The following is a 21,896-nucleotide window of genomic DNA, read 5'->3' on the forward strand; positions in this document are numbered from 1 at the left end:
AATGTGTTTTGAATAACGTTTATATCGCTTCCTATCTTTTGTTCTAATGTAGATAGCATTTTATTTAATACATCTTTTAATTGATTTAATCCTGGTGATGCTGGTTTAGAAGTTATTCTTACACTTAGATTTCCGTTTTCTACCTCTTTTGCTCTTTGAAGAGACTCATTTACAGCGATAGAGTCTTGATTTAAATTCTCTTTGACTAAATTTATGTTTTCATTGATCATTTTAGCCATTACTCCAAACTCATCATTAGAGTTTATTTTTATATCTTTTGGATTGTTATTTTTGTTGTTTAGGAAGTCAAAGAAGTTTTTGAGACCGTTTTGGATAATCTGTATAGGTTTTAAAAATCTTTTTACTAAAATATATATTATTAGTGTTCCCAATATAATAAATATTATAGATATGATAATATTTTTGTAAAGTATATCATCAGTCTTTTTGCTAAAAAACTCTACATCTACATTGCTACAAATAATCCAATCGTTTATTCCAAATGGAACACATCTGCCAAGTTTTTTAGATCCGTCTTCATGTGTGTATGGAAGCCTACCGTATTCATCTATATTGTTAGCTTTGTAATTTTTGAGAATTTCTTTTGTAGCATTTAATATTTTTCCTCTAAAATCGCTAAGTGGATGCATTAGTAGTTTTGCATTTTTATCCATTAAAAGCATATATGCTCCTTCGGCGTTTCCTAGTTCATTAAACTCTTTTTGTATCCCATCAATCGTAAAATCTGCACCTACTACGTATAATAGTTTATTATCCTTATAAAAAGGAGTCGCTGCCGTTATTATCTGTTTTTTTGTTACGTTATCGATATACGGTTCTGTAATTAACGTTTTTCTTAAATTTGCTGCTTCTTGATACCAGTTTTGTTTTCTAGGATCGTACTCATCAGTCGGGAGCCCAGAATTTCCATCCGAAGCTACAATCATTCCGTTATCTTGATATGCTATATACATTGCTTCAAAATCCATTGAGCTATTGATATTTTTGAGTATATTTTCAACTTCTTTATAATCATAGTTATTTGAGCTAAATAGCTTTGATAAATTTTCAATACCTACAATGGCTTTTTTAAACTGTGTATCTAATAACATCTTACCAGCTTGTATGGATTTTGCTCTTTCACTTGATAAGAGTTGAGTCGTATTTACTTTTGAATTTGAATAGTTTATATATGTTAAAACTATAAGCAGAATCATAAATAATATGGATACTCCAATCGATACTTTTGTGGCAAGCCCTCTTTGTTGCATATATTATTCTCCTAATAAATTTGTATAATTACAAGCAAATAAGTAAGTAAGACCATCACATTTTAGTTAGACCACTGATAAATTTTGAATTTTCAATTTATCAAGTCTCAAATTTGCTTGTAATTATATAAAATTTATTAAAATAACAAAATGGTGCGCCCTAGAGAATTCGAATCTCTGACCTTTTGAACCGCAATCAAATGCTCTATCCAGCTGAGCTAAGAGCGCACTAATAAAAAAGAATGCAAATTATATACAATACTTCCTTAAAAAAAGCAAAAATATAGCTATAAATTTGATTTTTGCATATAACATAGTTGATATGTAATTATAAATGATTTTATTTATCAAAATATCAAATTATTTTAAGTAAAAAGTGATAAAATCGCACTCAAACTTTGACTAGGATCATGAATGAAAGAGCAATCAAGTGCATTTTCTAAATTTAAACTCATAATAACCTTAGCTTTTATGTCTTCTCTAGCTCCACTATCCACTGATATGTATCTACCAGCTCTTAGCGAAGTCCAAAAAAGCTTTGCTACAAGCTCATTTCTAACTCAACTCTCTTTAGCTTCATTTTTCATAGCATTTTCGCTTGGACAACTGATATATGGACCTATAAGCGATGTCTATGGACGCAAAAAATCTCTTTATATAGGCGTTTTAGTTTTTATACTTTCGAGTGCGGCATGTATTAGCTTTGATTCTATTTATGCTTTTATATTTTTTAGATTCACTCAAGCATTAGGCGGATGTGTTGGCGTAGTCATTGCTATTGCTATAGTCAATGATAAATTTAACGTCAAAGAAGCCGCTGGAATATTTGCTTTGATGATGGTAATATCGTCTTTAGCACCTATGCTTGCTCCTACCTTTGGTGGTATATTTTTAGAATATTTTTCTTGGCAATTTATATTTGGTGTGCTGTTTGGGCTAGGAGCAATACTGCTTTTAATGATAATATTTTGGCTAGATGAAAGTGCAAAAATAGATAAAACACTTAGCCTAAACCCAAAAGCACTATTGCAAAACTATAAATTTATACTAAAAGATAGAAGATTTAGGATATACATATTTTCAGCCGGATTTGCGATGGCTGCAATGTTTGCGTATATTACTGGATCTGCTTTCGTATTTATAGAACACTTTGGATTAAGTGCAAGAGATTATGGAATTTTATTTGGAATAAATGCCTTAGGATTTGCGATATTTGCAAATATAAATGCAAAAATAGCACAAAAAATCTCGCCTTATCAAATTTTACCATATGGATTTTTAGCGATGCTATCTCTAAATATTTTATTGATAATTTTTGGTTTTATGAGACTTGGATTTGTTTATGTAGAAATTTGCTTATTTTTAATCATCGGCTCACTTGGCTTTATAGTGCCAAATACAACAACTCTTGCAATGGCAAGATTCAAGCAAAAATCAGGCTCTGCATCGGCCGTTTTAGGTACGGTAGAGTTTGCTATGGCCGGGATTATATCCTTTGTGGTAGGAGCACTTAAGGCAAATCATCCACTATCCCTTGCCATAGTGATGGCGTCTTGTGTTTTGATGGCTTGCGTGGTCTATTTTTCTTTGAGAAAAAAGAAATTTAGTATAAAAAATAGACAATAATATTAAATTTATCGCTACTAAGTATTTAAATTTAATTATCTAATAAATGAAAAATGTTTATATAAATAAGACTTTAATTGCTTATTTATAACCTTATCTTAAAGAAAGCTTATATCAATCAAATTATGTTTTTACCATTATATAAAAAGCATAATGATTTATTTTGTGGAAAATCGTAAGGAAAAGTTCGAACCCTTAATTAGCTCAAATATCTGTAAAATTCGGGGTTAATAGAGAAGTTAATGGTGCCCAAGGTCGGACTCGAACCGACACACGGTTGCCCGTACAAGATTTTGAGTCTAGCGCGTCTACCAGTTTCACCACTTGGGCTAAAAATTTAGAATGGCTATTCTACTATAAGATAGATTAAATTTTGTTTAATCTATCTTAATTGCTAACAGCCTAATTAACTATTTTTTATTTCCGCATTTTTTAATGCAAACACTAGAAACTGTCTCTTTCAAACCTTTTCCAACTTTAAATTTAATAGATTTTGTAGCAGGAGTTTTGTAGGTTTTGTTACTTCTATGAACTCTAGCAACCTTATTAACAACGCTAAAAGAGCTAAATCCTATAAAATTAACTCCATCTCATTTTGCTAAAGATTTGGTTATCGTCTCTATATAACTGCATCAACTACGCCAGCCGTAGATTTTGTAATTTTGTTGCCTATTTTCATAATTTTTTTTAAATTTTCTATTTATAATATTTACTAAATTTATGTAGTAATATCAAATACAATTTCGCTCTTTAAGCCTTTTCTTATAATACTGCAAACTTTTAAGCCATCAATGTTAAGATCATAAAAATCCTTGATGGTTGAAACAGAATTTAACGCAACACTTCTTAAAACTATACCTCTATACGCTTTTGCCCAGTGGCTTACAACCTTACTATCTTTTTTAAATTTAAGCGTCAGATACGGCTTTTTTATCTCATAAAATTTATCATAGAAACCTGCTCTTAAATCCAAAATATCCTCGTCTTGTAAATATTCATCTAAAGCTAGACTAAAATTGTCTTTATAAAATTTATCAAAAATAAAACCGGGGGTATTTTCTCCTTGTTTTAGCTTGTAATCCACAACTTCGTCTTTGGCTAAAATGGGACCATATAAATTTGAAAATATAATAACATTTTCATCTATAAATTCTTTTGAAATTTGAGTTAAACTTCTGTATTTTAGATAGTCGTACGCCACGCCATCGTATCTTAAAACTGCTTTCATTACAGGTTTTAAAAATATATCTTCGGTGTATTTTTGGATATCAAAATCTTTTTTAAGCCCAAAAAGTTTTGACACTTCATCTTTTGAAGCAGTCTTTATAAACTCATTGTATAAATTTAAAACATAAAGTCTTTTATCGTATAAATTTGAAAATAAAAACGCTTTATCGTCTAAATTTTTAAGCTCACCGCCGGGTGTTTTAGACTCGCTTGGCGAAAATAAAATTTTCATTTTATTATCTCTTTGAACGCATCTTTTAAAGCTTGATATTGTTCATAAAACGGAACTCCATGGATCCTAGTATGACCGATAGTAGTTATGAAATTCGTATCTCTGTTCCACCTAGGAACAAGATGATAATGTATATGTTCTGCGATCCCAGCCCCAGCAGCAGCACCTAAATTCATACCTATATTTACGCCATTAGCGTTTAAGTATTTTTTCAATATACCAACACCGATTTGAACAAAATGGCTCATTTCGTGCCACGTCTCATTATCTAGTGTCTCTACGTTGTCGATATGCTCATATGGGATCACCATAAACTCGCCTAAAGTATAAGGATAGCGGTTCATGACGCCAAAGCAGTGTTTAGCTCTAAAAATAACAAAATTCTCATCATCTTTGTTATCACTGCTTACTATGTCACAAAAAGCACAACCCTCTTGCTTATTTTTAAAATATTCACTTCTCCAAGGTGCAAACTCATGTTTCATTTTTTACCCCTTATATTATTTACTGCTGCATAAATATCTGATTGTCTCATAAAATGCTCACCTATCAAGAAAGCATCGACACCTAAACTCTCTAAATTTACAATATCTGTGTGTGTTCTAAGCCCACTTTCTGCTACTATGATCTTATCTTTTGGGATAAGCGGGATTAGCTTCTTGCTAAGAGACATATCCATCGTAAAATCTTTTAAATTTCTATGATTTATACCTATTATATTTGCACCCACAAATAAAGCTTTATGAAGATCGTCTTCATCGTGTATTTCGACCAAAACTTCAAGATCAAGATGGCGTGCGTAATCAAATAATTCTTTTAATTTAAATTTATCCAAGGCTTTTGCTATAAGCAAGATAAAATCAGCTCCATAAACCCTAGCTTGGGCTATTTGATACATATCTATTATAAAATCTTTTCTAAGAATCACAGTATTAGTAAATCTCCTAATAAGCGTTAAATACTCTAAATCTCCTAAAAAATATAACGGCTCAGTCAAGATAGAAAACGCACTAACTCCAGCTTTTTCATACTCAAGTGCTATAGATAAAGGGTCAAAATCAGCTTTGATAACTCCTTTACTAGGACTTGCTTTTTTGATCTCAGCTATGATATTTGCGTAGCTATTTTTCTCGCTTAGAAACGGTTTAACGTCCCTTGGTTTAAACGATGAGATTATCCCTTTTTCTAAGAGCTCAAATGGAAATTTGGCTTTGTATATATTTAAATTCTCTTTTGTCTTAGAAATAATCTCATCTAAAATCATCGTTTTCCTTTTTTATAGCATTTATCTATGGCTATTTTATGATCTTTTGCCTCTTTGGTATTCATAAATTTAGTATCATCTCTGATCTTATCTAGCCAGATCTTAGCTTCAGTGCAATTACCTAGCTTGTAATATCCCCACGCGATAGAATCAATGATATAAGGCGAATTTGGCTCTAATTCATAAGCTTTTTTTACGAGCTCTAAACCTTTTTTTATATCTATATTATGATCTATAAGCAAATATCCATAATAATTATAATACACACCACTATTTAAAACATACACAGATTCTTCAAAAAGCCTAGTTATCATAGAAAGTTCAAATTTACCAGTATTTTTACCATTTTTTTCATATTTATACACCGCCATTTTGGCTAAAAACTCGGGATTTTTCGTCTCTTGATATATCTTTTGAGATAAGGTATAAGCATGCTCAAACTCACTTAAATGTGAGTAAATTTCTATTAGAGCCAAATTATTAAAGCCATACTCTTCTAAAATCCTTTTTGCATTCATAAAATCTTTTTTATAAACCAAAATTTCAAGCTCTTTTTCTAAGAATTCAACTTCCCTAAAAGCCTTATAAAGCTCTTCATAAAGTTCCGCCATTGAATCAAGTTCGCCACTAGATGAATATAAATTTAAAAGCGTAAAGCAAGCCGGCTTTGAGCATCCATTTTCATATATCCAGTCTTCTAAATACTTTATAGCTGCTTTTGTATTATCAAATTTATTTTCTAATACATCTACTAATTTTAGAAGATTATTTTCACTTGCGTCTAATTCATAAGCTTTTTTAAAGGCATTTAAAGCCTTTTTAGGCTCATCTGAAAAGATATAAACTCCACCTAAAATAGCATAATTCGTAGCATTTTTCCCATCTTTTTTAATCAGTTCATTTGCCAAAGACTTTGCAGAGTTTATATCGTAAGTCGATACAAAATATCCTATTTGCATTCTTAATATATCAAGATCATTATTTATATAAATCTTTGCTTCGTTCATAAGCTTATCTAATATCTCATCTTTTGTGACAAATGCAAGCTTTAAAGCCTCTTTTAGATAGCTTATATCATCTGTTATCTTATAAAGTTCATAGAATTTTCTTATCGCACTCGCATTTTGCTCATCACTGACTAAATAAAACGCATTGAATGTTTCTAGATAAATAGTATTATTTACATCTACGTTATTATAAATTTGTACTTTATTTGCGTTTATAACAGCTTTATTAGAGCAACCAACCAAAAATAGAGCAATTACTGCAATTGCTTTACACCAATACATTCTTTCTCCAATTCTTTAAAATTTTTCTTAAAATAATCCCAAAATGGAAATGTCATACACTGCTTAGGTCTAAGCTCATAAATTCCGCAATTTTTGTGAGTTTCATCAAAAAAGATACAAGCATAGCCGTTATTATACTCTTTTTCCTTTAAACTATAGCGATTGTTGGCGTTATAACAAAATATTTTCTTAAATTCATCATCGCTCATTCCAAAAAAAGTCGCTATCTTAGATATCTCATCATTGCTTATCCAGATATATCCACTCTCTCCAGTGCAGCATTTTCCACCGCATATCTGACAAAATGATGGATCAAATTCATACTTAAAACCATCTTTTTTCTCTATGTTTATTTGCATACAAAAATCCTACTTTGAGTGTTAGCTTTATCAAATACCGCTTTTGCTTCTTTGCTATATCCAAACTCATCAAAAACTATCAAAGGCGGCTCTATCTTAGTCATTGATTTTGAGCTTTTTTTAGCCTCAAAAAGCGCTAACTTAGACTCTTTTGATATTTTAGAATGCACCAATCTAAATCTAGTAAGATTTAGTTTAAAGCAAGCAAGCCCACTTACGACTTCTCCAAGTCTCCTTGCATCATAACAAAAATAAAAAACTCCGCGTGGCTTTAAGAGAGAATTTACGCTTTTTAGCAAATCATCAAATTTAAGATTTCCGCTGTATCTGCTGATATTTATATGCTCATTGCCACTTTTTGTGACTTCATCTATATAAAAAGGCGGGTTTGAAACTATAAAATCAAACTTATTTTCGCTTTTAAATTTAGAAATATCATCACAAATAACGCGAATTTTCAGTCCATTTTCATCTGCATTAAATTTTGTAATATCGCGATTTATCTCTTGAATATCTAAGCTAGTTAGACTTAGTTTAGAAAAATCTCGTTTTAACAAAAGCCCAAGTATCCCAGAGCCGCATCCCACATCTAAAAGATCGCCAAAAAGTCTATTTTTTGAGATAAAATCATACAGAAACAAAGAGTCGCTGTTGTATCTATATCCATTTTCTAGCTGATACAGCGTCATTTATAAACTCTAATCAAAAATCCATATCCGCTTTTTTCAAATTTGATCTCTTTAGCATAAACTATCTTTAGTTTTGAGCCAAATTTAGATTTTAATGGTTCACTTGCCAAACTCATAATGCTAGTAGTAGATCTAAGCTTTATAGACGACAACAAGGCTGTTTGATTAGAATCTATATGTTTGAACTCAGGGATAAGAGATATTATTTCGTAAGTCGCCTCAGCGCCATATTTTTTAATCAAATCATTAAATTTACTTTGACATTCTTTTGTCATAGCATTATCTTCAAGCTCACATTTTATCTCATAAATGCTTTTTTTACCATTCAAAGACGAAGTGGAAGTCATATTAAAATCAACGATTTTCAAATCCTTAATAATGCTTTCATAATGCTCTTTTAGCTTGTCAAGTTCCATTTTCATATCTTTGTCTTTTTGTAAGACAAGTTCTTTTGACTTTTGTAAATTCTCTTCTGCAAATCTTTTTAAATTTTCATTTTCAAGTTTTAGTTTTGTGATATCTTCGTTTAAGATCTCGTAATTTTTTATCATTTTACCATCGGTTTGACTTTTTATAAGATCTTGTATTTGGGCGTTTAACTCTGATATATTCGCATCTTTTTGTTTAAGAGTTTGCTTAAAACTACTTACGTTTTGATCAAATTCAGCTTTTAGTCTATTTTCATTTTGTTCTATAAATAGAGCTTTATCCTTCAATGCTTGTAAAGATTTTGCATACTCTTTATCTTTAGCTTCTAAATCACTTCTAAATTTAGTTTCCATACTAGAAATTCTAGCATTAAGTAGCGATATAGTAGCGTTTTGCTCTACTATGACTCTTAAAAAATCATTTTTTATATCATTCACCTTTTTTTCTTCGGCGTCTTTATGTGTTTTTGCTAAATTTTGCTGAAAGATAGCAAACTCTTTTTGCTTATCTTCTTTATAATTTTCATACTCATTTGCCAGTTTTAAATACTCAGAACTTTTTAAATTTAACTCGTCAAAATACTCTTTTTTTTGTGTTTCAATCTCATTTTTAAGATCTTTTAGATCTTGTAAATTTTTCTTTTGAAGTTCTAAAATTTCATTTGTGTGAGATGCTAAAAGGTCATTTATCTTTGCTTCTTTTTGCAAGATACTTTGTTCTAGCTCGTTTTCTCGTATCTTTTTTTCTTCTATCTGTTTTGTTAGATCATTTATACTAAATGCCATTGATTTTTTAAGAGATTCTATCTGTTCTAACAAATAACGATTTTTTTGTGATAAATCAGAGTTTTTAAGCCTTTCTTCTTTTGTAGAAGTCGCGATCTTATCATCAAAATTAAGAGCGGATTGCTGTAATTTTTTTTGATAAGTATCGATTTGATTCTCAAGGCTAACTATCTTTTGGTCATAAGCTTTTATGGTTAAAAGATTTTCTTTTTGAACTTCATTTATCTTTTTTGTTAAATCGTTGATATTTTTGTAATGCTGCTTTTCGACATCATTCATAATCTCTAAATTTTTTGCATTGATCAGTTTTTTTTCATTATCAAAACTATTTTGCTGCTCTCTTAATTTTGTCATTATAGCCCAGTTTTTATTCATAAACTGAGCGTTATCTTCAAACAAAAGTCTATTTTTCTCTCTTAGCAGACGGATCTGTGCTTTAAGCTCGTCTATGCTTCCTTCTATGCTTTGATTATCATCTATATTGAAATTTTTAGCATAGCTATCTACTGTAAAGTACTCACCATATTTGTCAAGCTCATCTTTTTTGATATACCAATCTTGCTCGGTTTTTGGCAGATCAAAGAAGTTTAAAGTTCTAGTTTGCGTATCTTGCTTTTGACTAGAATCACTATCACAACTGACTATGGCGACGCAAAACAGAGCAAAAAACGTAGTTCTTATAACAGTTTTTTTAAATTCCAACATATAGCCTTATTTTGATTTCATTATATAGCTGATCACCGTGTGAGCATCGTTTAAAGCTACAACTATACTTCCGCCACTTTTGCTTGCTATATCTCCACCTACAAAAAGACCTGGGGTTTTAGTTTGTAAATTTTCATCGAGTATAGGCTCATTATCCTTAAGCTCAACGCCACATTTTTGTAAGAAATCAACCGGAGTTGAGCCACCTATTGCATAGATTATTCTATCATAAATTTCATTAGTAGAGTTATTAAATTTAACATTTACTTTTCCATTTTCATTGTCTAACCCTACTATATCTACACCAAGTTTCAGCTCTAATTTGCCAGCTTTGTTATACTCAAAAACCCCAGCTTCGTTTATCTCATTTAGTCTAGTAAATTTATCTTTTCTATAGCATAAAGTTACTTTGTTGCATTTACTAAGCTCAAGTGCGTACTCAGCAGCTGAGTTTCCGCCACCAACTACAAGAATTTTCTCACCACAATTACAGCTATTTAAGTTGAAATTTACAACTTGAGTAAGTGAAGGCGGGATCTTATACTCTGGTTTATTTGGTCTGCCCATTTTACCGATACCAATCATCACGTTTTTAGATTTAAAAGTTCCTTTTGAAGTCACTACTTCAAATATTCCGTTATTTTTTTTGACGCTTTCGACTTCGCTATTAAACATAGCATCTATTTTTCCATCATCAAGCAATCTATCAAAGTAGTTTAAAGTACTCTCTTTTGTACCATCGAAAAACTCTACACTTCCTTTGGTTTCGCTTTCTAGACCTTTATAGACTTTATCAACTCTTTTTCCGTCTTTGTAAAACTTACGAATGGTTTGTGAGTGATTGTCACCTTTTTCTAAAAGTAACACGTTTTCAAAACCATTGTGCTTAGCCTCGACTATCGTAGCTATACCACAAGGTCCGCCTCCTATGACGATGATATCATAAACATTTTCCATATTTGTCTCCGTTATTATTTATTATAAAGCATATAAATTGTAAAATTTAACAAAATTTCCTTAAAGAATAGGTAAATAAATGAAAAATTTACTCAAAAATTTAAAAAACACTTCAAAGTCATTATTGTCATTAACACAAAATGAGAGAAAAGCAGTTGTTTTAGAGATAGCTAGGCAAATAGAGTTAGAAGCAGACAACATAAAATCCGCAAACGATATAGACTTAAGCTTAGCTTCAAATCTATCATCTGCTCTATTAGAAAGACTTAAATTTGATAGATCTAGAGTGCTTAGTTTAGCTCAAAATATAAAAGACATAGCAAGTCTTCCTGAAGTGATCGGGATAGTTGAACGCGGATGGTGTGCAAAAAGTGGTATAAATATCGAAAAGATAAGCATACCTATAGGAAATATCTGCACTATTTATGAATCTAGACCGAATGTAACAGCCGAAGTCGCCGCTCTATGTATAAAAAGTGCAAATGGATGTGCCCTAAAAGGTGGAAAAGAAGCTAGAAATACAAATTTAGCTTTGATTAAAGCCATCAGTACGGCTTTGAAAAACTGCGATCTAGATGAAAACTGCGTTGTTTATCTAGATATTGATAGAAATGAAGTAGGCGAACTTATAAAAATGGATAAATACTTAGATCTGATCGTTCCAAGAGGCGGAGAAAGCTTAGTTAAATTCGTAAGTCAAAATGCGACAATACCAGTCTTAAAGCACGATAAAGGGCTATGCCATATCTATGTAGATGAATTTGCAGACTTAAATAAAGCTTTAAAAATTTGCGTAAATGCGAAATGTTCGCGTCCTAGCGTATGCAACGCCGCTGAAACCATGCTGGTACATAAAAATATAGCCGAGTATTTTTTACCACTTTTAAAAACTGAGCTTGATAAATTTGGCGTAGAAATTTTTGGATGCGAAAAATCAGCAAAGCTAATCCCTTGTAAAATCGCAAACGAACAAAACTATTCTACAGAATATCTTGATTTTAAACTAAATTTAAAAATAGTAAATGACCTAGATACCGCTTTAGAACATATAAGTAAATTTAGCTCAGGACATAGCGAAGCGATCATTAGTGAAAACTACAGCATTTGCGAAAAGTTTTTAAAGCTAGTAGATAGTGCTTGTGTTTATGCGAACGCTTCTACTAGATTTAGCGATGGGAGCGAGTTTGGGTTTGGCGCAGAGATAGGGATCAGCACAAATAAACTGCACGCAAGAGGCCCAGTAGGACTAAAAGAACTCACTACTTATAAATATATAATCCGCGGAAATGGGCAGATAAGATAAGTCTGCCTTTGGAAAAATTTACATTTTTTTACTACTTCGAATATAAAAAAACTTAAAGCTAATATTTTTTATTAAAAATTTATTATAAATAATCATATTTTAAGCTTAGATTAATGGGGGGGGGTATAATTACATTTCAATATTTTAAAATAAGGAGATAGATAGAATGAGAAATTCTACTTTAAAAATTTGTCTTGTTGCCTCTATGGCCTGCTCGTTTGCACTTGCTGAGGGTGCATTTATCGGTGTTGAGAGTGATTACTCTTTTAAATCAAATTTAAAAATAAAAGGCGATGATGGAGAAAAAGAAACTTTCAAAAAAGCTCAAACTGGAATTGGCATAAAAGGCGGTTATGATTTTGATATGTATAGAGTTTATGGCTCTTATGTTTATGATTTTCAAACTAGCAAAACAAAAGTCTATGAAGACGGAACAAGTTTGGAACTAAAATGGCTAACTCATAAATTTATCGTTGGAGCCGACTATACTCCATCTATAACAGATAATTTTAAACTAGCAGTTGGTCCATATACTGGCTATTCTAGATTGAAATTAAAAGACGACGAAGGAGAAAAATATAACACAAATGGCTGGATAATAGGTGCAAAACTAGGTGGAATTTACTCAATCGATAAAAATAACGAGCTAGAGTTTGGCTTCAAAACAGACAGAACAGATTACAAAAAAGTATCGAAATTTGAATTAAAAGATGTAAAAGAGACAAACTATGGCTTATATTTAGGATATAACTATAAATTCTAATAGCCAACTGGATCATAAAACTATGATCCAGCCAAACTAACTTTATAATACAAGTAAAATTTATTTTAAATTTTGAATATTTTTTGCCAAAATGCTTGACAAAGCATAAAAGATATAGTATAATTCCTGCTCATTTTGAGATTGGGGTATAGCCAAGCGGTAAGGCAACTGGTTTTGGTCCAGTCATTCAGAGGTTCGAATCCTCTTACCCCATCCACTCAAATCATTCTTATCGCGAGATAGAGCAGTGGTAGCTCGTCGGGCTCATAACCCGAAGGTCGGAGGTTCAAGTCCTTCTCTCGCAACCAAATAAGCATAAAATCATCTTTTAAAGCACATTGTTTTAAAGCTTAAAATAATCTTACTTTTTATTTTACAGAATTTAGTATATTTTCGATTGTTTCTTTTGATTTTTTAATATTTGTAGTGATGTATTTTTGTGTAGTAGTTATATTTGTATGACCCAAACTTACTTGCTCAACTGGTAAATTTAAATAATTGATAGAATAAGTAGCGATTAAGTGTCTTATATCGTGTAATCTTATTTTAGGTAAATTATTAGATTTTAATAAAGTATTCCAAGAACGGCGTAAATCAACAAATTTATTATTAGTATCTGGATTAAGAAAAACATAGGTATTTAGTAAATTTAACTTTTTAGCTTTAATATATCTTTTATAAAGTCTGTTATAAAGCTCATCACTCATAGTATAAAACATATCACGCTTAGCTTTATTAATTTGGCAAGGTATTTTATAAGTTCTATTTTTCAAATTTAAATCAGACCACTTAAGAGATAAAACTTCGTTTTTTCTTCTACCATGCAAAAGGAAAAAGAAGATATCAGCAGTTGGATTTATGTTATTAACAATAGCATTAATAATCCTTTTTTGAGTTTTTACACCATAGTCAAAATATACTTTATTATCAAATTTAGGAAGTTCTACAAAATCACAAGGATTTTTATCTATAAGTTCAAGTTTCATAGAAAATTTGAATATAACCCTTAATTTTGTAAGTATATTTTTAACAGTTTTTATCTTATAATCTTGTTTGATAAGATCATTACAAAACACTTGAATATCTAGAAAAGATATTTTACTTACATCTCTTAATCCCAAATTTGGTTTAATATGTTTATTATATGTAGCAACATCGCTTCTTAAGGTGCTAGGACGTAAAAGAAGCTCATAATATTTTATATACTGATTAAAAACTTCATTAAAAATCATAATATCTTTTATTCCTTTCAATAAAACTCTCAATAACAGGCTTATTGAGATTATGAATTTCGTTTGTTCCTACGATAAATCCTAAATCACGCTTAATAAGCTCATTTTCAACATAAGCTAAATGTTGTAAATTTGAGTTAAAAGTATCAAGGTTTTTATAATAAGTAATAAGAGTGTAATCTTTCATTCTTTTTATTGGAAGTTCTGTAGGTTTAATAAATTTATACTCTTTTTTAGCTTTTATAGTAGGTTTATCAGTAATTTTATATGGAGTTGGATTTTGTTCTTTAGTCTCTTTTTGATAGATATGTATAATATAATCTTTGATTGTATGTTTCATAATGCCATTTTCATAAAGTATAGTTTCTGTAGTTTGTATGTTTTCAAGGCGAAAATATTGTTTATCATAGCTCCACTCGCAAACCCAATCAGGATTATCTTTCAAAGTACAAAGATTATAAAAATCCCTAAAAAAGAAGTTAATTTTACGATATATCCAAAGCGGAATTTGGTGACGTGAGCTAATAAATTTGCGAACTTTATATTTTATATACCAAGCAGAATTAAGATCTAATTTATCATTTTTATCAAAGTTAATAAAACTTTTATTTATATATTTTAAAACATATCCAGTAGGATTACTTAAAGTCCATTGAAAGCCATTTATTTCGCCATTTTTAATCTGCTCTTTAGAGAGATAATTAACTTTTAAATTTTGTGGAGCATAAAAAACATCTTTAAAAGTTTTATATATGAATTCGTGTGCGTATTCAGGATAAGAAATAAGAGCGTGTATGTGTGGAACACCGTCGTTTTTATGCGGTTCAAAAGCTCTTATATAATATTTTTCAATACCTTTAAATTTAGTATGAATACGCTTTATAAATATATTCCATTGATAATTTAATAAATCAATTAAATCTTTTATACCGATAGAATAAGGATTAAACATCATCTTGTATTTAAAATCATAGCTTAAAAGGCTTCTATCTTTAGGCTTAAAACGGCTAAAATCGCCTTTGAGAGCGTCACGAAAGCAACCATTTAGAGTTATTGTTAAAAATGATGATTTTAAGCCTTTATTGAATGCAAAATCAGTAATGGTATTTACGCGGTTATTAAGTTCGGCGTAATATTTTGGGCTTAAATTTGAAGACATAGAAACATCAAGAAGAGTTTTTACTTCGCCAGTTTCTTTGTTTATTTTATAAATTTGATTTTTAAGCCATTCTTTTTGATTTTGTATTTTTAGATTTGATATTTTTAAATCATTTTTTGATACTCCAAAAGGTATTTTAATGTATGGCTTTATGTTTTTCGCTACGCTCAAACTTAAAGCTGAGAGTTTTTTATTAATTTGACAAGGCGCCCCCTGTTCGCACGCAGTCGCAGGCTCCTGCGCGCTCATTGTGGCGCTTGGGGCGCCATAATTAAATAAATTTATATCAGTATTTAAGTTATTCATTTTAAAAAACTTCTATTGTAATAGTAAGTATTGAATTTACAAATTCTTTTTTAGTAGTAGAAAAAAGATATTTTAAAAGCCAAATATCTTTTAATAGTGGAACGCCAGAAGTATAAGTAATTTCATTTTCTTGATTAATGCCACTTAGAACAAGGATATCGCCTTTTTTAAGTTTATAAGTTGATTTTAACTCTTTTTTGCTTGTAGTAGGTGTCAAAGTATCAGAATTGCTTAATAAATTTTCAAAGATTAGATGAATATCAACGTCAATGTTGTCATTTATAATGATAGGCTTTAAAGTAAGCTTTAAGCCGACATCTTTATAGCTATAATTGCTTTGTTGCTGAGTTTGAGCATTTGTGATATTTGTAGAAGTAGTAAGATATGGAATTGTCTTAACATTGCTAAAAAATACTTCTGTATTATTTTTAGCAACTAAAAAAGGGCTAGATTTTATTTTAGTGATATTATTTGTATCAAGAAAATTCAAAACACCATAAAATTGATCTGATTTATTTGTTACATTAGTATTTTGAGTATAAGGAACCGTCATAAGATTAAAAAAATACCTAAAATCTACGCTATCAACACCTTTTATAAGTGAATTTATCTCTGTGCCACGACTTTTTAAATCACTTAAATTTGTTTCAAGTATAGTTACTTTAAAATTAACCTGTTTTGCTACTTTATTATCAAAATTATCTGAATATGAAAGTATTTCAGAATAAATTTTATCAGTACTTTTAAAAACGACTGCGTTATCTTGACTTATGTATGTAGAGTTTTTATCGTATTGATTTAGCATAGCATCAATCTCCTTATGGCTATTATTTTTAAGTTTTATGTAATAAAGATTTTCTGGCTCTTCTTCTTTGTTGGTTGCGTTTTCATCGATTATAATAGGCTTATCGACGTAATAAAAAGAGCCTAGTTTTAAAAAGCGTAATCCTTGAAGCTCAACCATTTTTTTAAATATTTGCAAACTGATATTAGTTGTTTCTTTAGGAGTAAAAAAGTAAAAATCAAGCGGATTTATATCGCCACTTATCAAAATTTCGCTTTGTGTAGAACTAGAAACGATATTTGCAAATTCTAAAAGGTTATTTTTGATTTGATCTGCTTGTATTGTTAGAGCCAAAGCCACTAAAAAGGCTATTATCTTTTTCATCGGTATTTCCTTTATCATTAAATTTGATATTAAGAATTTTAAAAACATCATCTTTTAAAAAATAGATAGACGTTTCAACATTTGAAATATTGTATTTTTTAGTTTCATACAAAATTTCAGTCTGATTTAGAAGAAATTTGATAGCTCGTTTATCAAATTTATCATTTGAATTTGGAAACGAGCAAGTTAAATTTATACAATTAATCTCATAGTAAAATATTTCTGAAGTATTGATTTTTTTAGAAATTTGACCAAAAGTATTATTTTTAGTAATAGGAAATGCAGTATCTGTAGTATTTTGGATATTTGAATTTTGTATATCTTTTTTAGGAGTATCTGGAGTGATAGAATTTACAAAAATAGCAAATGCAACAATACAAAAACCAAATATTATAAGAGAGATAAAAAGGTATTTTTTAACAAAGCTTGTTCCTAGTCCGTTTTGTCCAGAATGGTATAAATTGAATATTTCTTGATTAAAATCTATATGAAAAGTTTTAATAATGTCTTTTTGATAAAGTTTGTAATTTGAGTATTGTATATATCTAAATTTCTTTGAAAAGAAGCGTTTTGAGCTATCAACAGCACGGTAGAAAAACTCAGCTATTCTTTTGTATTCGTTATTTACAAGGCTTAAATCCTGAGTAATGAAATATAATTCTTGGTATAAATGGCGATGATAAGTAAGCCACCAAATAAGGACTTCGTTTTCTTTTTCGTTAAAAAAGTTGTGTATTTCATCTATAACAAATATAGCATTTAGTAAATTCAGTTGTTTTGCAGTTTTGATAAGTTCTTCATCAGTAGCTTTTTCAAATTTGTATCTGTTAAAAAGTATAGTCAAACTAGATAATATATTCTCAAAGTCGAAAGGAATAATCTTATCTGATTTATCAAATTTAAACTCATTTATATTTGTATAAGCAATATCATAAATTTTAGTAACTTTTGGTTTTATAAATTGTTTTAAAAATCCTTTTGGCTCTTTAGTTTGTTTTATGAATTTATCCCAAAGAATATAAACGCCATAATAGCTCTTACCGCTTCCAGGATTACCAACTATATAGTGGATAGCCATTATTTGACCTATGATAATTTTGATATAACAAGAGATAAAATGCTTTCACGCATAAACAAAAGTCCTCTAACGGCATATTTTGATGCGATGAAAGAAAGCATAGTATTAAAAGGAACGGAAAAAATAACAAAAGCATCATAAAAAGCATTTAAAAACCCAAGGCTAGACAATATATCAACAAAATAACCGACTATTCCACCGCTATTAATCATTTCATTAATATATTTAATAATATTATTAACATTGTGATAAAAAAATAAAATAATGTCTAAAAGAAATTTAACGTAAGTTAAAAACAAGCCAAAAATCATACCATTGATAGTAAGAACAGCTAAAAAAGCAGAAATTGAAGTTATTTTATTAAATAAATATGTTATAACAAAACCTATTAAACCAAACAAATATCCGATTACTTGAAGCATGTTTAAATCCTAAATAAAAAATAACAATATAAATCTATATATAACGCTTAAGAACATATAGCTAAACAATAAGAAAAAAATAGCATACGTTAAAGGTTTAACATCAACCATTAATTTACAAACATCAAAATTAATATTAGGAACATTAGATATTTTTAAATCTAAAGTTTTTGGACAACTAGTTACGACGGTTTTTTTATTTATAGATTTAACACCGCCACCTAAAACATTTATAAGACTTAAATAATTTTCTTTAAAACTTTTTAAACTATCAGTAACATTTTTAACACCTTTAGAGAATTTTTTATTTATTTCTTCGAGTTCATCACTATATTTTTCTAAATCTTCGCTATAATCTACAGGTTCGCTATCACCTTCAAGTTCGCTATCACCAGCAGAAGAACTACCGCCACCAAGATTATTATTATTATCAGGATTTTTTGGTTTATCATCTGGTTTCGGATCTGAACTGTCTGGTTTATTTCCCGGATCTGTTGTAGCGCTACCGCCTGGAACTGGTTTAGGATCTGTTATATCGCCACCGCTTGAACCACTACCAGGATTTATAGGTTTATCAGGATTTGTTGGTTTTGTAGGATTATTAGGATTTGTTGATTCTGTAGGTTTATCATCAAAAATGTTATCAGGTGTTTTTATCTGAGTAGCATTATCACAATTAGAATAAATAGAACCTTTATTATCTCCAACAAAAGCACCGCTTGAAAAGGAAGAACCTGAAAAATTACAAAGACACTTATACAAATCATTATAATTTTTAGAAGTAGAGCAATCAGCGCAACTGCCGTCAGAAAAACCTATCTTAATCACTCCGTTTTTAAAATCATATTTAGTACAATCAGTATAACACATACCCTCCGAATTTAATTTATCACCTTTATTGCAGGTTTTACAAGTTCTAGTATTAGGATCAAAAGTACCGCCATTAGGACAACTATAATATCCACGAGATGCATAATACCTCTCTTGAACTCTAATGGCTGGAGTTGCCACAAATTGACCTTTACAGTTATAATCAGTGAATGTAGGATCAACTTCATACTTCTTAATAATAGAAGAAGAACCTAGATAAAAGGAAACAACGACTTTACCATCTAAAGAAGAATAACGAGAGTAAAAAGGGGAACAATCTTTGTAAGTAGAGTAAGTATCGTGAGGATAAGAAGATTCGATAGGGAAAAATTTATCCCCTAATACAAAATAAAAAAATCTTTCATCTTTACTAGTAATGATTTCACCTTCTGTTTCGAGAGGAATTTTATAACCAGTGTAAGAAGGTTCTGAACCAACAGGCAAATAAGTTGCGCAATAAGCAAAATTTACAAATAAAAAAGGGAAAATAATTATTTTAAAAATAGACTTCATACTATTTACTTCATAATTTTATTTGTAAAAATAGTAAAAACAAGCAAAATAGGAATGCAAGATAAAGTAAAGTAAATAAAAATAGTAAAGAAATAATCAAAACTTGGCACACTAGTTATTTCAAGCATTATTTATCCCTTTAAATTTGATATTATTAAAAAGGTTACAAGCATTACACAAAAACCGCATAAAATAGCAGTTTGAGCCATAAGAAAATGATATTCATTTAAAGGCAAATTTGTAAGATTATGTATATCCATTTTTGAAGCCTTTTATTCTTTATTGAAAACGGAAAAAGCAAATAAAGTAGATTTAACAATAAAACAAGCAACGATAAGAACTCCAAAGTAAGAATTTATAAAAATAGCTAGTTTTGTAAAATCAATATCCATTTTATTTACCTTTTTTTAAGACTGACGCCCTGCGGTTGTCTGCTGAAATTCGCCTTAGTTGTTATTTCAGAGAGAAACAAATTAGGGCGAATTTCCAGCTTGAAATTTGGAATTATCTTCCAAAAAGAGAAAGAGCTTTTTTAGCACCCCACATACCAGCAACAGCGATAATAACAAGCCCAAAAACAGACATAAAAGGACTTGCATCAAGAGAACCGCTAACTTTACCAGTGGCCTCATCTACTGTTACGGCAGCACTTGCAAGACTAGATAAACTCATAAGACCAAAAACGCCTGTTATTACCTTAGTTTTAAGATTCTTCATCTTAAACTCCTTAAAAAAATATTTGAGATTAAATCTCTATCAAACCCCTAAAAAGGGGCTTTGTAGAAATTTACTTTTTAACTTCTTTTAACTTTTCAAGTTCTTTATCTAAGCCTTTGATTTCTATTACGCTTACTTCAAATGAACCATCATTTTTACGGATAGGTATGTCACCATTAATATAAATAGGAGAATTTGAAATTAAAGAAGTTTGTATTAGATTTGCGATTTGTCCTGCTTTGGTATCAGTTTCACAATTGATTTTAAAGCAAAGTTGTCTATCGTAACTATTTGCAAAGCCTGTTTTTTCATTCTCAGTAGTAGCTTGGTATATGTTTGTAGCAAAAATACGAACACTCGGACCATATTCTATTACTTCACCATTGTCGTTTTTCATACTTCCGCTAGAAGTAGCTTTGACAAAGCCTTTTGTGACCTCATAACTTATGCTGTATTGTTGTTGAATAATCACGGTAAATCCTTTAAAATTTATTTTTCGGTATAAATTAGGGCTAGAGATCTACCGATAAAAAACTAGCCCAAGCAGTTTAAAGCCTTACTTAGGGCTGGTTAATATCGCTCAACCAAACGCAAAAGGAAATTACCAAAAAGCGGCTTACTCTCATCTCTTTACTCTGACTGCGTTTTTTGGTTGGTTTGTAAAAATTTCATATTTATGATAGAATTTAACAAATATGAAATATATTCAAATATCACAATGAAATTATTTCATAAATAAGCTTAATTTAAAATAAAACAATGAAAAGTTTTCATATAATGGTAAATAAAACAGAATTAGCAAAAGAGCTACAAATAGAGATTAGAACACTGTATAACTGGGAAAAAAATAGACCAGCATTATATAAATTTTTAATAAAAAATTTTCAAAAAGAAAATGAAAGTAATTCAAAAATCAAAGAATTAAATGAATATTTTTCAAGATTAAGCGAAAAAGAACAAGAATTTTATATATCAGATATAAAAACAAGACTACTAAAAAAGGAAATAGAATAAATGGTTGAATATATTATATATTTCGGACTTGGAAGTATATTAACTAGTGGATATTTTTATATAGAGATAAAAAAATTAAACAAACAAAAAGAACAAGAAAAAATAGAAAAAGAAAAATATATAGAAGAATTAAAACAAGCAAATATAGACAAAGGGATTAAATATGAATTTCAGATAGGAAGACATTTTAAAGGGTTGGGATACAAAGTATATATGAAAGGGGTGAAAGAAGGAAAAAAAGATATGGGAATAGACATAATAGCATATAAGGATAAAGAAGTATTATTAATACAATGCAAAAATTCAATATATCCACTAAAGCAAGATATAATAAGAAAATTTATAGGAGATTGCCATATGTATGAAAAAGAAAATAATAAATATTTAAATAATAAAATTATAAAAAGAGTGATAGTTTCTAACTCAAATATGGATAAAGGATGTGAATTATACTTTCAACAACATAAAGTAGAGTGTAATTTTTTACAAATTAAAGAAAATTAACGGCTTATATGATT

Annotated in this window: 23 protein-coding genes, 4 tRNA genes and 1 pseudogene; 7 read left to right on the top strand and 21 right to left on the bottom strand. The window is 29.7% G+C overall.

Annotation, left to right across the window (positions count from 1 at the left end; genetic code table 11):
* Positions 1 to 491: 491 nt before the first annotated feature.
* Together CHLWT_RS09670 and CHLWT_RS02420 are read right to left on the bottom strand one after the other, a co-directional pair.
* Positions 492 to 1,271, bottom strand: a pseudogene (locus CHLWT_RS09670) (PDC sensor domain-containing protein); the annotation flags it as partial.
* A 151-nt stretch (positions 1,272 to 1,422) separates the two neighbouring features.
* Positions 1,423 to 1,499 (bottom strand) — tRNA-Arg (locus CHLWT_RS02420).
* Positions 1,500 to 1,685: 186 nt separating this feature from the next.
* Between CHLWT_RS02420 and CHLWT_RS02425 the strand changes: the two genes are divergently transcribed.
* Positions 1,686 to 2,897, top strand: coding sequence for a multidrug effflux MFS transporter (locus CHLWT_RS02425; RefSeq protein ID WP_112000706.1), 1,212 nt, complete (start codon positions 1,686 to 1,688; stop codon positions 2,895 to 2,897).
* A gap of 243 nt (positions 2,898 to 3,140) precedes the next feature.
* Here the strand turns inward: CHLWT_RS02425 and CHLWT_RS02430 are convergent.
* The 10 genes from CHLWT_RS02430 to CHLWT_RS02475 form a co-directional block, all read right to left on the bottom strand.
* Positions 3,141 to 3,227, bottom strand: a tRNA-Leu gene (locus tag CHLWT_RS02430).
* Positions 3,228 to 3,307: 80 nt separating this feature from the next.
* On the bottom strand, positions 3,308 to 3,472 hold the full coding sequence (locus tag CHLWT_RS09400; protein WP_244948807.1) for an HU family DNA-binding protein: 165 nt from the start codon (positions 3,470 to 3,472) through the stop codon (positions 3,308 to 3,310).
* A 143-nt stretch (positions 3,473 to 3,615) separates the two neighbouring features.
* Positions 3,616 to 4,356 (bottom strand): YaaA family protein, encoded by a 741-nt coding sequence (locus CHLWT_RS02440; RefSeq protein WP_112000707.1) that lies wholly within the window; start codon positions 4,354 to 4,356, stop codon positions 3,616 to 3,618.
* Complete coding sequence (locus tag CHLWT_RS02445) at positions 4,353 to 4,841, bottom strand: HIT family protein (RefSeq protein WP_111975572.1); 489 nt, start codon at positions 4,839 to 4,841, stop codon at positions 4,353 to 4,355. The genes CHLWT_RS02440 and CHLWT_RS02445 overlap by 4 nt, the downstream gene beginning before the upstream one ends.
* Positions 4,838 to 5,620: an indole-3-glycerol phosphate synthase TrpC gene (trpC, locus tag CHLWT_RS02450; protein WP_111968435.1), complete on the bottom strand. Its 783-nt coding sequence runs from the start codon at positions 5,618 to 5,620 to the stop codon at positions 4,838 to 4,840. Before trpC ends, CHLWT_RS02445 begins: the two co-directional genes overlap by 4 nt.
* Complete coding sequence (locus CHLWT_RS02455; protein ID WP_112000708.1) at positions 5,617 to 6,909, bottom strand: tetratricopeptide repeat protein; 1,293 nt, start codon at positions 6,907 to 6,909, stop codon at positions 5,617 to 5,619. The genes trpC and CHLWT_RS02455 overlap by 4 nt, the downstream gene beginning before the upstream one ends.
* On the bottom strand, positions 6,882 to 7,268 hold the full coding sequence (locus tag CHLWT_RS02460) for a YkgJ family cysteine cluster protein (RefSeq protein ID WP_063998561.1): 387 nt from the start codon (positions 7,266 to 7,268) through the stop codon (positions 6,882 to 6,884). The genes CHLWT_RS02455 and CHLWT_RS02460 overlap by 28 nt, the downstream gene beginning before the upstream one ends.
* Positions 7,259 to 7,957 (bottom strand): tRNA1(Val) (adenine(37)-N6)-methyltransferase, encoded by a 699-nt coding sequence (locus CHLWT_RS02465; protein ID WP_112000709.1) that lies wholly within the window; start codon positions 7,955 to 7,957, stop codon positions 7,259 to 7,261. Before CHLWT_RS02465 ends, CHLWT_RS02460 begins: the two co-directional genes overlap by 10 nt.
* Positions 7,954 to 9,873 (bottom strand): coiled-coil domain-containing protein, encoded by a 1,920-nt coding sequence (locus CHLWT_RS02470; protein ID WP_112000710.1) that lies wholly within the window; start codon positions 9,871 to 9,873, stop codon positions 7,954 to 7,956. The genes CHLWT_RS02465 and CHLWT_RS02470 overlap by 4 nt, the downstream gene beginning before the upstream one ends.
* A 9-nt stretch (positions 9,874 to 9,882) precedes the next feature.
* On the bottom strand, positions 9,883 to 10,833 hold the full coding sequence (locus tag CHLWT_RS02475) for an NAD(P)-binding domain-containing protein (protein WP_112000711.1): 951 nt from the start codon (positions 10,831 to 10,833) through the stop codon (positions 9,883 to 9,885).
* A 79-nt stretch (positions 10,834 to 10,912) separates the two neighbouring features.
* Here CHLWT_RS02475 and CHLWT_RS02480 point away from each other — a divergent pair, with 79 nt between their 5' ends.
* The 4 genes from CHLWT_RS02480 to CHLWT_RS02495 all read left to right on the top strand — a co-directional run bounded on the left by CHLWT_RS02480 (position 10,913) and on the right by CHLWT_RS02495 (position 13,207).
* Positions 10,913 to 12,136, top strand: coding sequence for a glutamate-5-semialdehyde dehydrogenase (locus CHLWT_RS02480; protein WP_112000712.1), 1,224 nt, complete (start codon positions 10,913 to 10,915; stop codon positions 12,134 to 12,136).
* A gap of 166 nt (positions 12,137 to 12,302) precedes the next feature.
* A complete protein-coding gene (locus tag CHLWT_RS02485; RefSeq protein WP_112000713.1) occupies positions 12,303 to 12,899 on the top strand; it encodes an outer membrane beta-barrel protein in 597 nt (198 codons plus the stop codon).
* A gap of 142 nt (positions 12,900 to 13,041) precedes the next feature.
* Positions 13,042 to 13,116: transfer RNA gene (locus CHLWT_RS02490), tRNA-Gln, on the top strand.
* A gap of 16 nt (positions 13,117 to 13,132) precedes the next feature.
* A tRNA-Met gene (locus CHLWT_RS02495) sits at positions 13,133 to 13,207 on the top strand.
* A gap of 60 nt (positions 13,208 to 13,267) precedes the next feature.
* Here the strand turns inward: CHLWT_RS02495 and CHLWT_RS02500 are convergent.
* From CHLWT_RS02500 to CHLWT_RS02535, 9 genes are all read right to left on the bottom strand, one after another.
* Positions 13,268 to 14,131, bottom strand: coding sequence for a tyrosine-type recombinase/integrase (locus CHLWT_RS02500; protein WP_151062163.1), 864 nt, complete (start codon positions 14,129 to 14,131; stop codon positions 13,268 to 13,270).
* Positions 14,121 to 15,596 (bottom strand): replication endonuclease, encoded by a 1,476-nt coding sequence (locus CHLWT_RS02505; RefSeq protein WP_112000766.1) that lies wholly within the window; start codon positions 15,594 to 15,596, stop codon positions 14,121 to 14,123. Before CHLWT_RS02505 ends, CHLWT_RS02500 begins: the two co-directional genes overlap by 11 nt.
* 1 nt (position 15,597) lies before the next feature.
* The gene (locus CHLWT_RS02510; protein ID WP_034961458.1) at positions 15,598 to 16,764 is read right to left on the bottom strand and encodes a type II secretion system protein GspD; all 1,167 of its coding nucleotides are present in this window, start codon (positions 16,762 to 16,764) and stop codon (positions 15,598 to 15,600) included.
* A complete protein-coding gene (locus tag CHLWT_RS02515) occupies positions 16,697 to 17,842 on the bottom strand; it encodes a zonular occludens toxin domain-containing protein (RefSeq protein ID WP_112000764.1) in 1,146 nt (381 codons plus the stop codon). The genes CHLWT_RS02510 and CHLWT_RS02515 overlap by 68 nt, the downstream gene beginning before the upstream one ends.
* An 8-nt stretch (positions 17,843 to 17,850) precedes the next feature.
* Entirely contained in the window at positions 17,851 to 18,264 is a 414-nt protein-coding gene (locus tag CHLWT_RS02520; protein WP_112000763.1) for a hypothetical protein, read from the bottom strand.
* Positions 18,265 to 18,273: 9 nt separating this feature from the next.
* Entirely contained in the window at positions 18,274 to 19,647 is a 1,374-nt protein-coding gene (locus tag CHLWT_RS02525) for a hypothetical protein (protein ID WP_143211769.1), read from the bottom strand.
* A gap of 131 nt (positions 19,648 to 19,778) precedes the next feature.
* A complete protein-coding gene (locus tag CHLWT_RS09530; protein ID WP_255199062.1) occupies positions 19,779 to 19,907 on the bottom strand; it encodes a hypothetical protein in 129 nt (42 codons plus the stop codon).
* A gap of 244 nt (positions 19,908 to 20,151) precedes the next feature.
* The gene (locus CHLWT_RS02530; protein WP_112000761.1) at positions 20,152 to 20,364 is read right to left on the bottom strand and encodes a hypothetical protein; all 213 of its coding nucleotides are present in this window, start codon (positions 20,362 to 20,364) and stop codon (positions 20,152 to 20,154) included.
* 70 nt (positions 20,365 to 20,434) lie between these two features.
* Positions 20,435 to 20,836, bottom strand: coding sequence for a hypothetical protein (locus CHLWT_RS02535; RefSeq protein WP_034961470.1), 402 nt, complete (start codon positions 20,834 to 20,836; stop codon positions 20,435 to 20,437).
* Positions 20,837 to 21,141: 305 nt separating this feature from the next.
* Between CHLWT_RS02535 and CHLWT_RS02540 the strand changes: the two genes are divergently transcribed.
* On the top strand, positions 21,142 to 21,378 hold the full coding sequence (locus CHLWT_RS02540) for a hypothetical protein (RefSeq protein ID WP_059425349.1): 237 nt from the start codon (positions 21,142 to 21,144) through the stop codon (positions 21,376 to 21,378).
* The gene (locus tag CHLWT_RS02545) at positions 21,379 to 21,882 is read left to right on the top strand and encodes a restriction endonuclease (RefSeq protein WP_112000760.1); all 504 of its coding nucleotides are present in this window, start codon (positions 21,379 to 21,381) and stop codon (positions 21,880 to 21,882) included.
* The last annotated feature ends 14 nt before the right edge of the window (positions 21,883 to 21,896 follow it).

The sequence above is a fragment of the Campylobacter hyointestinalis subsp. lawsonii genome (assembly GCF_013372165.1).
Taxonomy (GTDB): Bacteria; Campylobacterota; Campylobacteria; order Campylobacterales; family Campylobacteraceae; genus Campylobacter; species Campylobacter lawsonii.

What these genes read in the sequence shown, in the direction of transcription:
- CHLWT_RS02425 (WP_112000706.1), top strand. Translation starts at nt 1,686, where the DNA reads ATGAAAGAGCAATCAAGTGCATTTTCTAAATTTAAACTCATAATAACC.
- CHLWT_RS02440 (WP_112000707.1), bottom strand. Translation starts at nt 4,356, where the DNA reads ATGAAAATTTTATTTTCGCCAAGCGAGTCTAAAACACCCGGCGGTGAG.
- CHLWT_RS02445 (WP_111975572.1), bottom strand. Translation starts at nt 4,841, where the DNA reads ATGAAACATGAGTTTGCACCTTGGAGAAGTGAATATTTTAAAAATAAG.
- trpC (WP_111968435.1), bottom strand. Translation starts at nt 5,620, where the DNA reads ATGATTTTAGATGAGATTATTTCTAAGACAAAAGAGAATTTAAATATA.
- CHLWT_RS02455 (WP_112000708.1), bottom strand. Translation starts at nt 6,909, where the DNA reads ATGTATTGGTGTAAAGCAATTGCAGTAATTGCTCTATTTTTGGTTGGT.
- CHLWT_RS02460 (WP_063998561.1), bottom strand. Translation starts at nt 7,268, where the DNA reads ATGCAAATAAACATAGAGAAAAAAGATGGTTTTAAGTATGAATTTGAT.
- CHLWT_RS02465 (WP_112000709.1), bottom strand. Translation starts at nt 7,957, where the DNA reads ATGACGCTGTATCAGCTAGAAAATGGATATAGATACAACAGCGACTCT.
- CHLWT_RS02475 (WP_112000711.1), bottom strand. Translation starts at nt 10,833, where the DNA reads ATGGAAAATGTTTATGATATCATCGTCATAGGAGGCGGACCTTGTGGT.
- CHLWT_RS02480 (WP_112000712.1), top strand. Translation starts at nt 10,913, where the DNA reads ATGAAAAATTTACTCAAAAATTTAAAAAACACTTCAAAGTCATTATTG.
- CHLWT_RS02485 (WP_112000713.1), top strand. Translation starts at nt 12,303, where the DNA reads ATGAGAAATTCTACTTTAAAAATTTGTCTTGTTGCCTCTATGGCCTGC.
- CHLWT_RS02500 (WP_151062163.1), bottom strand. Translation starts at nt 14,131, where the DNA reads ATGATTTTTAATGAAGTTTTTAATCAGTATATAAAATATTATGAGCTT.
- CHLWT_RS02505 (WP_112000766.1), bottom strand. Translation starts at nt 15,596, where the DNA reads ATGAATAACTTAAATACTGATATAAATTTATTTAATTATGGCGCCCCA.
- CHLWT_RS02510 (WP_034961458.1), bottom strand. Translation starts at nt 16,764, where the DNA reads ATGAAAAAGATAATAGCCTTTTTAGTGGCTTTGGCTCTAACAATACAA.
- CHLWT_RS02515 (WP_112000764.1), bottom strand. Translation starts at nt 17,842, where the DNA reads ATGGCTATCCACTATATAGTTGGTAATCCTGGAAGCGGTAAGAGCTAT.
- CHLWT_RS02520 (WP_112000763.1), bottom strand. Translation starts at nt 18,264, where the DNA reads ATGCTTCAAGTAATCGGATATTTGTTTGGTTTAATAGGTTTTGTTATA.
- CHLWT_RS02525 (WP_143211769.1), bottom strand. Translation starts at nt 19,647, where the DNA reads ATGAAGTCTATTTTTAAAATAATTATTTTCCCTTTTTTATTTGTAAAT.
- CHLWT_RS09530 (WP_255199062.1), bottom strand. Translation starts at nt 19,907, where the DNA reads ATGGATATACATAATCTTACAAATTTGCCTTTAAATGAATATCATTTT.
- CHLWT_RS02530 (WP_112000761.1), bottom strand. Translation starts at nt 20,364, where the DNA reads ATGAAGAATCTTAAAACTAAGGTAATAACAGGCGTTTTTGGTCTTATG.
- CHLWT_RS02540 (WP_059425349.1), top strand. Translation starts at nt 21,142, where the DNA reads ATGGTAAATAAAACAGAATTAGCAAAAGAGCTACAAATAGAGATTAGA.
- CHLWT_RS02545 (WP_112000760.1), top strand. Translation starts at nt 21,379, where the DNA reads ATGGTTGAATATATTATATATTTCGGACTTGGAAGTATATTAACTAGT.